The sequence below is a fragment of the Nocardia macrotermitis genome (genome assembly GCF_009604405.1).
Lineage (GTDB): Bacteria > Actinomycetota > Actinomycetes > Mycobacteriales > Mycobacteriaceae > Nocardia > Nocardia macrotermitis.
On the sequence record NZ_WEGK01000005.1, the window covers coordinates 410,649 to 424,541 of the forward strand.

Below are 13,893 nucleotides of genomic sequence, written 5' to 3' on the forward strand. Positions count from 1 at the left end.
AGTATAACTCGGTATAACTATCCTGTCCGTGGCCTGTGGCGGCGCAATCGGCCGGTCCCGGGAGCACTCGCCCAGACCGCGAGGGCGAGCAGGGCGTCCAGGAGCAGCGCCAGCGCGGCCACCAGGATCGCGCCGACCAGTACGCGATCGTATTTGTAGAGGCTGATGCCGTCGAAGATGTAGCGGCCCAGCCCGCCCAGGTTCACGTACGCGGCGATGGTCGCGGTCGCCACCACTTGCAGTGTGGCCGAACGCAATCCGGTGAGGATCACCGGCAGGGCGTTGGGGGTTTCCACGCGCAGCAGGAGTTGGCGTTCGGTCATTCCCATGGCGCGGGAGGCGTCGACCACGGTCGGGTCGACGTTGGCGATGCCCGCGTAGGTGCCCGCGAGCAGCGGCGGGATGCCGACGGTGAGCAGGGCCAACAGCGGCGGAATCAGACCCAGGCCCAGACCCAGCACGACGATGGTGAGCACGCCGAGGGTCGGCAGCGCGCGCATCGCGTTGGCGAATCCGACGACCAGGCCGCCGCCGCGCCGGGTGTGCCCGATGAGCAGGCCGATCGGCACCGCGATCACCGCCGAGATCGCGATGGCCAGGAAGCTGTACCAGAGGTGCTGGAGCAGCCGGTTGCCGATTCCGGCCGAGCCGCCCCAGTTCGCCGCGGTGCTGAAGTAGTGCCAGGCATCGATGAAAAGGTTCACACGCCAACCCCTTTCGCCGGACGCAGGCGTTGCGACAGGCGCGGTCGCCCGGCCCGCAACCACGGCGTCGCCCAGCGGCCGAGCACGAACAGCACCCGATCGACCACCAGGGCCAGCAGCAGCACCACGATGATCCCGGCAACGATCTCGTCGGGATAGTCGCGCTGATATCCCTGGGTGAACAGTTTGCCCAGCCCGCCCACGCCGATCAGCGCGCCGACGGTCACCAGGGAGATGTTGGTGACCGCCACCACCCGCAGATTCGCCACGAAAACCGGTACGGCCAAGGGGAATTCGACGGTGAGGGTGCGACGCAGCCGGGTGTGGCCGATGGCGTCGGAGGCGTCGAGCACCTCGGCGGGCACCGAATCCAGCGCGGCCGGAACCGCGATGATCAGCAACGCCACCGAGTAGATGCTCAGGGTGATGACCACGTTCAGCGGATCGATCGTCGCGATACCGGCCAGCGGCGGAATGATCACCAGCAGGGCCAGCGACGGGATCGTGAAGGCCACGCTCGCCACGGTGATGGTGATCCGGCGCAACGACGGCACCCGCCGCACCGCCGCGCCCGCGGGAATCGCGATCACCAGCCCGACCAGCAGCGGGACCAGCGCGAGATACAGGTGGGTGCGGGCGAATCCGGCGATCTCGGCGAAGTTGTCGATCAGATATCTCATCGGGTTCCGACCGCTCTCACCGTGTCTGCTCCTGTTCGAAGAAGTGACGGTTGCGGGCGGCGTCCTCGTCGGAACGTTGCGCCGCCAGCCGGTCCAGGACCTCGGTGGCCAGCAGGCCGCCGGTCACCGCGCCCGAATCATCCACGGCCACACCGATTCCCGAGGGGGAGGAGATCGCCGCGTCCAGGGCCTGTCGCAGATCCGCGCCGGGGGAGAACAGCGACCCGCCCGCGGACATGCTCTCGGCGAGCGCGTGCCCGGCGCGCACGCGCTCGACGCCGGTGACATCGACCCAGCCGATCGGGCGCCGCGAATCGTCCACCACCAGTACCCATTCCCCGGCCTCGAGCCGGAGTTCGGGCACCTGTGCTGCGGTGACGCTCCGAATCTCGTGCAGCGCGACATCATCCGCGGCGCGGAAGGACAGCCCGCGATACCCGCGATCCCGTCCGGCGAAGTCGGCCACGAAATCGGTCGCGGGCTCGGCCAGCACCCGCTGCGGCGAATCGTATTGTTGCAGTACGCCACCGCGACCGAAGACCGCGATCCGATCGCCGAGTTTGATCGCCTCGTCGATATCGTGCGTGACGAAGACGATCGTCTTGTGCAGATCCGCTTGCAGCCGTTGCATTTCCGCCTGCAACTCCTCGCGCACCACCGGATCCACGGCGCTGAACGGCTCGTCCATCAGCAGGATCGGCGGATCGGCCGCCAACGCCCGTGCCACACCAACCCGCTGCTGCTGCCCGCCGGACAGCTGCGCCGGATACCGTTCCGCCAGTGCGTGATCGAGCCCGACCCGGTCGAGCACCGCGAGCGCGTCCCGGCGCGCCGCGCGCCGGGACTGTCCACGCAACACCGGCACCGTGGCCACGTTGTCGAGCACCGTGCGATGCGGGAGCAGCCCGGCCTGCTGGATCACGTACCCGATACCCAACCGCAACCGCACCGGATCGACCGTCGAGATATCCTGCCCCGCAACGGTTATCGTGCCCGTGGTCGGCACGATCATCCGGTTGATCATCCGCATCGAGGTGGTCTTACCGCATCCCGAGGGCCCCACGAACACCGTGAACGACCCGGACTCGATCCGTAGGTCCAGATCCGACACCGCCGTGGTCCCACCCGGATATGTCTTACCCACACCGCGGAACTCGATCTCACTCACCCGAAACCCCGCTCACCCTCGACTGACTCGCACGGAATCCGTTGTGCCGCCGGTCTGTTCGGCATATATCCCATACATCCGTCACACCTGATCCTCGGCGCCAAACACCGGTCCGCACGTGCGATGCGGTGCCGACGCCGTGCTCGTTCACCGTTCCCGACCTGCCCCATGCTCGGCATCGTCGCGCACGCGGTACCGGCAGGTCTGTCGGTCGCGTCGTATCCGGTTCGCCGGCAGCCGGTTTCGAACGTGTGTTGCGCGTGGGATCGGTGGTCGGAGCCGTGCCGACGCTGTGTTCGGCCGCACCGCACTCCCGTCGGCACACCGGTCGTCGGCGGGGAACATCGTGCGGGGCCTGCGTTTTCGTGCTCATCGGAAGCTATCCGATCGGCTTGTCCAGGCCCTGCGCGGTGACCCAGGACTTGGCGGCGGCGGCCGGTTCCACCTTGGCGGAGCCGGACACCTGCTCGTTGAGGGCGATCAGTTGGTCGGTGGTGAGTTTGGCGGAGATCGCGTCCAGGACCTTCAGGGCCTTGTCGGACTTCTTCTTCGCGTTCAGCACCGGGACGACGTTCTGCGCCGCGAAATGGTGTTGCGGGTCGGCGAGCACCACCAGGTTGTTCTCCTTGATGGCGGGGGAGGTGGTGAAGATGTCGGCCGCGGTGACCTGGCCGGCGGTCAGCGCGCGGACGGTCGCCGGGCCGCCCTCGTCGCTGATCGGGACGTACCGGTTCGCCGGGATGTCCAGGTTGTAGTGCTTCTTCAGGCCCGGGAGGCCGTCGGGACGTTCGGCGAATTCCGGTGAGCCGCCGAAGGTCACCTCGGCCGAATGCGGCGCCAGATCCGCGATCGAGTGCAGATTCCACTTCTGCACCGTCTCCTGGGTGACGACCACCGCGTCGGAATCCACGCCCGGCGCGGGCGTCCCGGCGACCAGATCGCTGCCCAGGGCCTTGGTCAGCGCCTGGTTCACCGCGTCGGGAGCGGTCGCGGTCGCCGACTTGTCCAGGTATTGCAGCAGGTTGCCGGTGTAATCGGGGATCACGCCGATCGAGCACTCCCGCAGCGCCGGAATGTACGCCTCGCGGCTGCCGATGTTGAGTTTGGTGTCGACGGTGAAACCGTTGGCGCGCAACGCCTCGGCGTACACGTCGGCCACGGTCTCGGATTCGGGGAAGTTGGCCGAGCCGACGGTCAACTTGTTCGCATCGCCCGAGCAGTTGCCCGAACCCGAGGCGAGCGGATCCGAACTACCACCACACGCGGACAGCGCCATCGCGGTGGCCAGCGCGACGGCCGTGGCGACGAATCGGACGGCGGTGAGGGCGGGACGGAACCCGCGCCGACGCGCGGAGAGGATGATCGTGGATTTCACTGCGGTCCTTCCGAGGGCCCGGCGCTGCCGGGTGAGGTGCGGCGCGGCCCGGCTACCATTCGTCGTCGGGACGGCCGCGGTCTGGCTGTCCATCCTTGCAGCCGGGCGTCGTTCTGACTATTTAAACGGGAGTAGGTGTCGCCGGATGGATTTGGCAGCGTCGCTGCGAACGGCGACCCGCGCGGTACTCGCCGTCACGACGTTGACGCTGGTCGTCTCGTGTTCGCACGGCGAATCCGGCGGGACGATCAGGGTCGGCGCGGGCACCTCGCCGCAGTCGGAATTGATCGCCGAAATCTATGCCGGAGCGTTGGCGCGCACCGGTGCGCACACCGTGGTGACCGCGCGACTGGGCGGGCGCGGGGACTATCTGGCCGCGCTGGACGCCGATCGGGTGACGTTGGTCGGCGACGACAGCGGCGATCTGCTCGGCGCACTGGATCCGCGCTCGACCGCGCGCACCCCCGATCCGGCGACCGCCGCGACCGAGGTGAGCGAGCAGAGCGGGACGACCGTCGCGCAGGCCCCGCCCGGCTCCTCGGTCTCCGACGCGCTGAGCCGGGCCATGCCCGAGGGATTGGTGATCTCCGATATCGCCGACGGCACCGATCTGCGCCCGGATTTCGTGCTGTCCGCCGCCGCGGCCGCCCGCGTCCCGCACTCGCTGAAGGATCTGGCCGCGCGCTGCGGTGACCTCACCGTCGGCATCGCCGTGGGCACCGAGCTGGAACCGCTGCGTGCCGCGCGGAATCCGCAGCGCGATGTGCTGACCCCGCTGCGTGCGGTCTACGGCTGCGATATCACCCGCTACACGATCTACCGCGACGACACCGACCTGCGAAATGCCTTGCGGGGCGGTCGGATTCAGGCCGGTGTGCTGACCGCACCGGCCGCGCTGCTGCCCGGCGGCCCGGGTGATCTGGTCGCCGTCGCCGACCCGGAGTACGTATTCCGCGCGCAGAACGTCGTTCCGCTGTTCCGTCAGGGCTCGCTGACCGGCACCCAGATCAAGAAGCTGAACTACGTCGCGGGCGAACTCGTCACCGCCGACCTGACCGCGATGATCCGCAGGCTGCGCGACGAGCACGCCGACCCCGCCGACCTGGCCCGCGACTGGCTGGACGAACACAATCTCTGATGCGCCCGGCGACGGTTGCCGCACCTGCTGATCGGGACCGAGATCAGGACGAAGACAATCGGTTCGGACGCTGCTGATTCCGGTGTCGGCCCAGCTGTGTGAAGCGGGATCCGCCGCGCTCTGCCGGGTAGGTCACGGGTTGCCGGATCGTCCGTATGTTGTCCTGGATTCTCCGATTTCGAGGCGGCAACGGCCGTCGCGGATCGGGTTCGGCAGGTGGTTCCGGCGAGTAGTGTCGGGATGATCAAGCAGCCGTCCCGAGGGAGGCGATGGCATGTTCGATCGAACGATCGCGACACGCGCACTCACCGTTTGCGCGCTGGCCGCACTGCTGACCGGTACGGCGGCGTGCGGCGGGTCGGACAAGGAATCCGGCGGCACGCCGTCCAGTACCCGCGCACCGAGCGTGACCGAGGCCGTCAGCAGTACTTATCAGCGGTTCTTCAACGGGTCCACCACCGCGGATCAGAAGATCGCGCTGCTGGAGAACGGGCAGGCGTTCGCGGCGACCATCAAGGCGCAGGCCGGTTCGGCGATGGCCAAGAGCACCACCGCGACGGTGTCCAATGTGGCCAGTTCCGGCACCGACCACGCCGATGTCACCTTCACCATCCTGTTCGACGGCAAACCGGCGCTGGCCGGACAGTCCGGGACGGCGGTGCGCACCGACGGCGCCTGGAAGGTCACCGCGGCCACGTTCTGCGCCCTGCTGACCCTCGAGGGCAATCCGCCGCCGGTCTGCGCCACCCCGGCCCCCACGCCGACATCCTGAGCCGACCATGGCTCGCTCGGATGCCCCGAAAGCGTTGTGGCACAGCCTGATATCGCTGGATCCGGCGCGCGGGCGCACGGTGCGGCCCAGGCTCGCGCTGACCGTCGTGACCGCGGTGCTGTTCGTGACGTTCCTGGACACCACGATCGTCAGCGTCACCCTGGGCAACATCCAGTCCGATGTGCACGCCGGAGTGGTGTCGCTGCAATGGGTGGTCAACGCCTACACGCTGGTCTTCGCCAGCCTCATGCTGACCGCGGGATCGCTGGGCGACCGGTGGGGCCGCAAGCGCGTGATGATCGCCGGACTGGTCGTTTTCTGTGTGGGATCGGTGTTTTCGGCGCTGGCCGGATCGGTCGCGGTGCTGATCGCCGGGCGCGCGGTGATGGGGTTGGGCGCGGCGGCCTCCGAACCCGGGACGCTGTCGGTGATTCGGCACATCTACCCCGATCGCGGCGCGCGGGCCAAGGCGTTGGGTGCGTGGGCGGCGGTCTCCGGGCTCGCGCTGGCCGCCGGACCCGTGATCGGCGGGCTGCTGGTGGGCGCGTTCGGGTGGCGGTCGGTGTTCTGGTTCAACCTGATCATCGGCGTCGTGGTGCTGATCGCCGCGCTGCGCTACGTTCCCGAGAGCGCCGATCCGCAGCCGGGACCGGTCGACGTGCCCGGATTCGTCCTGGGCGCAACGTTTCTCGCGTGTGTGATCTACGCGGGCATCTCCGGGGAACAGGTCGGCTACGGCGCGGCCTCGGTGATCACGCTGTTCGTCGTCGGCGGCATCGCCGGGGCGGGATTCCTGGTGGCGGAGCACAGGGCTCGCCATCCGATGTTCGACTTCGCCTATCTGCGAAGACCTTTGGTGCGCAGCGCGCTGATCGTCGCGTTCGCGGTCTACTTCGGCATCTTCTCGATCTTCTTCTTCACCGCGCTGTATCTGCAAGAGGTGGTGAGTTATTCGGGCTGGCGGATCGCGGCCGTCTTCGCGCCGATGGCGGTGGCGATCATCGTCGGCGCGCTGGTCTCCGGATTCTGGGTGGCCGCGCGCGGGTCGCGCTCGCCGATGATCGTGGGCTGCGGGCTGGGCGGTGCGGGAATTCTGCTGACGCGCGAATTCCTCGGAGTCACGGTGCAATTCACGCCGTTGGCGCTGTCGCTGACGTTGGCGGGGATCGGTTTCGGTATCGCGGTGGTGCCGCTGACCTCGGCGGTGCTGTCCGGTGTGCCGGCCGCGCATTCGGGGATGGCGGCCGCGGCCACCAACACCATGCGACAGGTCGGCGCGGTCGTCGGCGTCGCGGCGCTGGGGTCGCTGGTCAACTCGTTCCTCAACGCGGACTTGACTTCTCGGCTGAACCAGTTGCGGATTCCGGCGAACTTCCAGGCCATCGTGATCGACGCGATCGAGACCGGCAATGTGCCCGCGGGCGGTGATCAGGCCGCCTCGGCCGCGTACGGGCCGATCGTGAATCAGGTCATCACCGCCACCTACGCGGCGTTCCATCGCGGACTCGAGGTGGCACTGCTGGTTTCGGCGGTGATGATGCTGCTCGCCGCGGCGCTGACCGCGATCTCGCTACCGCGTTTCGATCGCGCGGGGTACGAGTACGAGACCTGATCGTCCGGCCCGACTGCCTCGTCGCTGCGGGGAGCGGCGCTGCTCCCCACGGCCGGTGCGATTCGAGCGGCCGGAGTACCGAACCGGAGCGACCCCTCCGCGCTCCGGGCCGGAGCTCCGGCCGTTGGGGACAACCGTAGGAGCGCGCCCGGGGCGCAGGAAGGGAGTCGACCGGTATCGGCGGTGAATGCGCTGTTCAGAGTGGTCGCGCTGATAATCCGGACCGGAATTCCGGCCGCTCTCGGACGGGCCGACCGGGCCGGATTCGCTTGCCCGGCAGCGCGATCGGGTTGCCCGGTGGCAGCGATCAGCTACCGAGCAGGGCGATCAGCGTGGGATCGGCCGCGAGTCCGGGTAGCGATCCGACGAGCATCTCGATCAACTGCTCGCGGCTGATGGTCTCGGTGGTCAGCCAGCTCAGCGTGACCTCCTCGACGAACGCGATCCAGCCGCGCACGGCCAACTCCAGCCGGGGCCGGTCCGGATGGTCCGCGGGCAGCGGGATCTCGGCCATGATCCGGTCGGCCTGCGCGCCGCGGGTCGCGTCGACCAGGGTCATGAGTTCGGTCCCGGCGGGTCGCCGCAGCAGGGCCAGATACGAGGTGCGGTTCTCGCTGACGTAGTCCACGTACCGGCGCACCGCGTCGTACAGCATCTCGGCCAGCGGCAGGCTGCGGTCGGGTTCGGTGCGGGTGAGCAGCTCGGCGTTGGCGTTGGCCACGATGGCCAGCTGGAAGTCCTGTTTGGAGGAGAAGTAGTGGAACAGCAGGCCGCGCGAGATCCCGGCCTGCTCGGCGACCTCGCTGATCGAGATGTCCTCCAGCGCGTGCTCGCGCAGCATCCGGGTGCCGAGGGTGATCAGCTGCCGACGGCGTTCGTCGGGGCTCAGCCGCACCCGCTTCCCGTTCTTGCCGGCAGTTCTTCCGTTCACGGCGACCATCCTACTGAACGTGAGTCAATACTGTTGACTCCGGCTCAATAAGCCCTTAGGCTCGAATACATGAGTCGCAAGGTTACAGACAGTGGTGTCGGTGATCAGGGGGATCCGGCGCGCCACGTCCACGTCCTGATCGTCGGTAGTGGTTTCTCGGGGCTGGGCATGGCAATCCGGCTCAGCCAGCAGGGTGTCGAGGACTATCTGGTGCTCGAGCGCGGCGGCGATGTCGGCGGCACCTGGCGGGACAACACCTATCCCGGCGCGGCCTGCGATGTGCCCTCGCACCTGTACTCGTACTCGTTCGCGCTGAACCCGGAGTGGTCGCGGTCGTTCTCCAAGCAGCCGGAGATCCAGGGCTACATCCAGGGCGTCGCCGACAAGTACGGCGTGCGCGACAAGCACCTGTTCGACTGCGAGATGACCGGCGCGAGCTGGAACGAGGCGCAGGCCCGCTGGGAGGTGCACACCAGCCGGGGCGAGTTCACCGCCGACATCCTGATCTCCGCGGTCGGCGCGCTGTGCGAGCCGAATCTGCCGGATATCAAGGGTATCAACACCTTCGAGGGGGAGATCTTCCACTCCGCGCGCTGGGATCACGAGGCGGATCTGACCGGTAAGCGCGTCGCGGTGATCGGCACCGGCGCGTCGGCGATCCAGATCGTGCCCTCGATCGCGTCGAAGGTCGAGCACCTGGACGTGTATCAGCGCACCGCGCCGTGGCTGCTGCCGCGGATGGACCGGCCGTACACGCTGCCCGAGCGGCTGGCGTTCAAATACGTTCCGGGAGTACAGAAGTTGTCCCGCGCGGCCATCTACGCCGCCCGCGAGACGCAGGTCGTCGGCCTGGCCAAGTTCCCGCCCGCGATGCTGGCGCTGGAGACCATCGCCCGCGCCAAGCTGCGCTACGAAGTGCGCGATCGTGAACTGCGCGAGAAGGTCACGCCGAATTTCCGGATCGGCTGCAAGCGCATGCTGATCTCCAACGAGTACTACCCGGCGCTGAGCCGCGAGAACGTCGACGTGGTCACCGACGGGATCGCCGAGATCCGTTCCGGCTCTGTCGTCACCCGGGACGGCGTCGAGCGCGAGGTCGACGCCATCGTCGTGGCCACCGGCTTCCACGTCACCGATTCGCCTGTGTACGAGACGATTTCGGGTCGCGACGGTCGCACCCTGACCGAGGTCTTCGAGGAGGGCGGTCAGCAGGCGTACAAGGGTTCGGCGATCGCCAACTTCCCGAACATGTTCTTCCTGCTCGGCCCGAACGTCGGGCTGGGACACACCTCGATGGTGTACATGATCGAATCGCAGATCAACTACATCTCCGACGCCGTGGCCACCTTCGACCGGATGGGCCTGCGCACGGTCGAGGTCCGCAAGGACACGCAGGACACGTTCAACAGCGCGTTGCAGGACAAGCTGACCGGCAGCGTGTGGAGCACCGGCGGCTGCGCGAGCTGGTACATGGACAAGCACGGCAACAACACCACGCTGTGGCCCGATTTCACGTTCCGATTCCGTAGGCTGCTGGAGAGCTTCGACGTCGCGGCGTATCGGACCGGTACCGCGGCGAATTCCGAGACATCCGGGGCCCAACCGCGGCCCGAAGCGAAAGTGGTGGCAGGACAGTGAGCAACGACGCGTATTTCACCGGCAAGGTCTGTGTGATCACCGGCGCCGGATCGGGTATCGGGCGGGCGCTGGCGGAGAATCTGTCCCGCCGCGGCGCCAAACTCGCGCTCTCGGACATCGACACCGAGGGGCTGGCCGAGACCGTCCGGCGCTGTGAGGCATTGGGCGCGCAGGTCAAGTCCGATCGGCTCAACGTCGCCGAGCGCGAGGCCGTGCTGCTCTACGCCGACGAGGTCAAGAAGCACTACGGCGTCGTGCACCAGATCTACAACAACGCCGGTATCGCCTTCCACGGCGAGGTGGTCGATTCGCAGTTCAAGGACATCGAGCGGATCATGGATGTCGACTTCTGGGGAGTCGTCAACGGCACCAAGGCATTTCTGCCGCATCTGATCGAATCCGGTGCGGGACATGTGGTCAACGTGTCCAGCCTGTTCGGGTTGATCGCGGTGCCGGGTCAAAGTGCTTACAACGCAGCCAAATTCGCGGTGCGCGGGTTCACCGAATCGCTGCGTCAGGAGATGATGGCGCGCAAGCAGCCGGTCAAGGTCACCTGCGTGCACCCCGGCGGCATCAAGACCGCCGTGGCCCGCAACGCCACCTACGCCGAGGGGATCGACGCCAAGCAGTTCGCGTCGTTCTTCGACAAGCAGCTGGCCCTGCACACCCCGGAGATGGCCGCGCAGACCATCACCGAGGGCGTCGCCAAGGGGCACGGCCGGGTGCTGATCGGTTGGGAGGCAAAGGCTCTGGACCTGTTCGTGCGGACCACCGGCTCCTACTACCAGCGGATCGCCAACCTGGTGAACTCGCGGTTCCTGCCCTGATCGGTATGAAAGTTCCTGCCATGCCCGCTGTTTCGCTGCCGCTGCCGATCGCCCGCGCGGTACTGCACCCGATGTTCCGATACGCGATGCACGACCGGCTGCCCTGGGGTGTGCAACGCGCACTGCTGGACGCCGGTTCGGCGTTGCAGGTGTTGCCGCCGGGCACCCGGGTGGACCGGATGCGCCTGGGTGGCCGTGCGGCCGAACGGATCACCTCCGGCGCGGCCACCGGCGAAGGTGCGCTGCTGTACCTGCACGGCGGCGGTTACACCATCGGGTCGATCGCCACCCATCGTTCGCTGGCCGCGCATCTGGCTCGCGAACTTGGGCGTCCGGTGTATCTGCCGGACTACCGGCTCGCGCCCGAACATCCGTATCCGGCCGCCCTCGACGACGCCGAGGCGGCCTACCTGGAACTGCTGTCCATCGGATTGCGGCCGGAAAGCCTTGCGGTAGCGGGTGATTCGGCCGGTGGCGGACTGTCCCTGGCGCTGGCCCGCCGCCTGCTCGACCGGCACGGAATCCGGCCCGCCGCACTGGGTTTGATCGCACCGTGGTCCGATCCGAACGAATCCGCGCCCCGGGAACGGGATCTCGTGGTCAGCCGTCCGTGGTCGCGGGCCTGTGCCGATGCCTACCTGGGCGACGGTGACGGCCTGGATCCCGGCTACGCGCCGCTGCTGGGTGAGTTGCGCGGACTGCCGCCGACCTACGTCCAGGTGGACGAGGGCGAGATGCTCTACACGCAGTGCACCCGCCTGGTGGAGCTGTTGCGCGCGGCCGAGGTGCCCACGACGTTCTCCGTGACGCGCGGGCTGTGGCATGTGGCGCAGTTGCAGGCTTCGCTGGTCGCCCCGGCGGCGGCCGCGATGCGCGAGCTCGCCGACTTCCTCGGCGAATCACTGCAACCTGCGCAAACCCGACCATAGGATGAGATACGGACGATCGGCGCCGGTAGACGGCCCGGTCGCGGCCGATGCGGGAGCACCCGTGTCGGCCGTTGCGGCGGCTAGCGTAAATTACTGGCGAGTAAACCACGTGGAAGGGCACCGATGCGAGAGTTCGAAGTCCCGGCTACCTACACCATCCCCGAAGATGTGAACGTCTCCGACGGCGTCTTCCGGCATGCCGAGCGCACGCCCGGCCTGGTGGTGTTCAACAGGCCGGACGGTAAGGGCGGCTGGACCGATGTGACTGCCAAGCAGTTCGCGCAGGCCGTCACCGGAGTGGCGAAGGGGCTGATCGCCACCGGCATCGAACTCGGCGACCGCGTCGCGATCCTGGCCTCGACCCAGTACGACTGGGTCGTGCTGGATTTCGCCATCTGGGCCGCGGGCGGTTGCACGGTCGCCATCTTCGACAGCTCCTCGGCCGAACAGGCCAAGTGGATCCTCCAGGATTCGGCGACGAAACTGCTTATCGTCGAGACTCCGAAGCAGCGCACCATGATCGGCGAGATCGAATCGGTATTGCCGGAGTTGAAGGAAACGCTGCTGCTGAGCGGCGGCGTGAGCGGGTCAGCGCCAGGCGCGCCCGGCGGGCCCGGAGGAGGCAGCTTGCGTAACCACGCAGGGCCCTCGGAAGCGCCGTCGTCGGATACTGCGGCGGCAGCGGAGCGTAACCACGCAGCGCCCCCGCTCACGCCCAATGGATACGGCGCGGTCGCTGAATTCACCCGTCGCGGTGCGGATCTCGACGACGCGGTCGTGCACGAGCGGCGTGCGCAGGTCAAGGCCGCCTCCCCGGCGACCCTGATCTACACCTCGGGCACCACCGGGCGGCCCAAGGGCGTCATGCTGTCGCATTCGAATCTCTACGCCGAATCCGTCGCCGATCGCGCGGTGATGGCGCAGGATCTGCGGCCGGGTAAGCGGTCGCTGCTGTTCCTGCCGCTGGCGCACGTGTTCGCGCGGGCGGTGGCGCTGGCCGCGTTCGACGCCGGGGTCACCATCGCGCACACCGCCGACTGGTCGACGCTGGTCGAGCAGTTCGGACAGTACAAGCCCGATTTCATCCTCTCGGTGCCGCGCGTCTTCGAGAAGGTGTTCAACGGCGCGAAGCAGAAGGCGCACGACGGCGGCAAGGGCGCGATCTTCGATGCCGCGGCCGAGGCGGCCATCGCCTACAGCCAGGCGCTGGACGAGGGCGGGCCGAGCCTGGTGCTCAAGGTCAAGCACGCGGTGTTCGACAAGCTGGTCTACGGGAAGTTGCGCGAGGCCATGGGCGGGCGGTGCGATTCCGCGGTGTCCGGTGGCGGCCCGCTGAATCCGCGGCTCGGGCACTTCTTCCGCGGCGTCGGCGTCACCATCCACGAGGGCTACGGCCTGACCGAGACCACCGCGGCCATCGCGGTGAACACGCGTCAGCACACCCGCATCGGCACGGTCGGTCGCCCGCTGCCCGGCCACGGCGCGAAGGTCGCCGAGGACGGCGAGTTGCTGCTGCGCGGTCCGGTCGTGTTCCACGGCTACTGGGGTAACGACGCGGCCACCGAGGACGCCTTCGCCGACGGCTGGTTCAAGACCGGTGACCTGGGCGCGATCGAGGCCGACGGTTTCATCCGCATCACCGGACGCAAGAAGGAAATCCTGGTGACCGCGGGCGGCAAGAACGTCTCCCCGGCCGTGCTCGAGGATTCCCTGCGCGCGAACCCACTGATCAGCCAGGTCATGGTGGTCGGTGACAGCAAACCCTTCATCGGCGCGCTGATCACCCTCGACGCCGAGGCCCTACCCGGCTGGAAGGAACGCCACAACCTCCCCGCCGACACCCCGATCGAGAAACTGATCGAGAACCCGGACCTGGTCGCCGAGATCAACGCCGCCGTAGCCGACACCAACAAACTGGTCTCGCACGCCGAAGCGATCAAGAAGATCCGCATCCTGCCGGTCGACTGGACCGAGGAATCCGGCGAACTCACCCCCAAGATGTCCCTCAAGCGTGCGGTCGTGATGAAGAACTACGCGTCCGACGTGGAGGCCATCTACGCCTGAGTCCTACTGTTGGACAACGAGTTCCATCGCGAACGGCCCACTCGCTCTGTGCGGG

Annotated in this window: 12 protein-coding genes; 7 read left to right on the forward strand and 5 right to left on the reverse strand. The window is 67.8% G+C overall.

The genetic code is table 11. The features are described from left to right. Positions 1–17: 17 nt before the first annotated feature. The 4 genes from NRB20_RS14790 to NRB20_RS14805 all read right to left on the reverse strand — a co-directional run bounded on the left by NRB20_RS14790 (position 18) and on the right by NRB20_RS14805 (position 3,828). Positions 18–704 carry an ABC transporter permease gene (locus tag NRB20_RS14790; RefSeq protein WP_319944925.1) on the reverse strand — a complete coding sequence of 229 codons (687 nt, stop codon included), beginning with the start codon at positions 702–704 and terminating at the stop codon, positions 18–20. Beyond that, positions 701–1,384, reverse strand: coding sequence for an ABC transporter permease (locus NRB20_RS14795; protein WP_153410643.1), 684 nt, complete (start codon positions 1,382–1,384; stop codon positions 701–703). Before NRB20_RS14795 ends, NRB20_RS14790 begins: the two co-directional genes overlap by 4 nt. A gap of 16 nt (positions 1,385–1,400) precedes the next feature. After that, positions 1,401–2,552: an ABC transporter ATP-binding protein gene (locus NRB20_RS14800; RefSeq protein WP_319944926.1), complete on the reverse strand. Its 1,152-nt coding sequence runs from the start codon at positions 2,550–2,552 to the stop codon at positions 1,401–1,403. 379 nt (positions 2,553–2,931) lie between these two features. Further along, positions 2,932–3,828, reverse strand: a complete 897-nt coding sequence (locus NRB20_RS14805; protein ID WP_227833548.1) for an ABC transporter substrate-binding protein — start codon at positions 3,826–3,828, stop codon at positions 2,932–2,934. Between the two features lie 244 nt (positions 3,829–4,072). On the opposite strand from NRB20_RS14805, the gene NRB20_RS14810 reads away from it, so the two are divergent. From NRB20_RS14810 to NRB20_RS14820, 3 genes are all read left to right on the forward strand, one after another. Then, positions 4,073–5,065, forward strand: a complete 993-nt coding sequence (locus NRB20_RS14810) for a glycine betaine ABC transporter substrate-binding protein (protein WP_153410645.1) — start codon at positions 4,073–4,075, stop codon at positions 5,063–5,065. Positions 5,066–5,339: 274 nt separating this feature from the next. Further along, the gene (locus NRB20_RS14815; RefSeq protein ID WP_153410646.1) at positions 5,340–5,837 is read left to right on the forward strand and encodes a hypothetical protein; all 498 of its coding nucleotides are present in this window, start codon (positions 5,340–5,342) and stop codon (positions 5,835–5,837) included. Positions 5,838–5,844: 7 nt separating this feature from the next. Then, the gene (locus NRB20_RS14820; protein ID WP_153410647.1) at positions 5,845–7,449 is read left to right on the forward strand and encodes an MFS transporter; all 1,605 of its coding nucleotides are present in this window, start codon (positions 5,845–5,847) and stop codon (positions 7,447–7,449) included. Positions 7,450–7,756: 307 nt separating this feature from the next. Here the strand turns inward: NRB20_RS14820 and NRB20_RS14825 are convergent, their stop codons facing one another. Further along, complete coding sequence (locus NRB20_RS14825) at positions 7,757–8,389, reverse strand: TetR/AcrR family transcriptional regulator (RefSeq protein WP_153410648.1); 633 nt, start codon at positions 8,387–8,389, stop codon at positions 7,757–7,759. Between the two features lie 60 nt (positions 8,390–8,449). Between NRB20_RS14825 and NRB20_RS14830 the strand changes: the two genes are divergently transcribed. The 4 genes from NRB20_RS14830 (at position 8,450) to NRB20_RS14845 (ending at position 13,838) form a co-directional block, all read left to right on the forward strand. Continuing rightward, on the forward strand, positions 8,450–10,018 hold the full coding sequence (locus tag NRB20_RS14830) for a flavin-containing monooxygenase (RefSeq protein ID WP_153410649.1): 1,569 nt from the start codon (positions 8,450–8,452) through the stop codon (positions 10,016–10,018). After that, entirely contained in the window at positions 10,015–10,845 is an 831-nt protein-coding gene (locus tag NRB20_RS14835) for an SDR family NAD(P)-dependent oxidoreductase (RefSeq protein WP_319944927.1), read from the forward strand. Before NRB20_RS14830 ends, NRB20_RS14835 begins: the two co-directional genes overlap by 4 nt. Positions 10,846–10,865: 20 nt before the next feature. Then, on the forward strand, positions 10,866–11,774 hold the full coding sequence (locus tag NRB20_RS14840; protein WP_153410650.1) for an alpha/beta hydrolase: 909 nt from the start codon (positions 10,866–10,868) through the stop codon (positions 11,772–11,774). A 123-nt stretch (positions 11,775–11,897) separates the two neighbouring features. After that, entirely contained in the window at positions 11,898–13,838 is a 1,941-nt protein-coding gene (locus NRB20_RS14845; protein WP_153410651.1) for an AMP-dependent synthetase/ligase, read from the forward strand. The last annotated feature ends 55 nt before the right edge of the window (positions 13,839–13,893 follow it).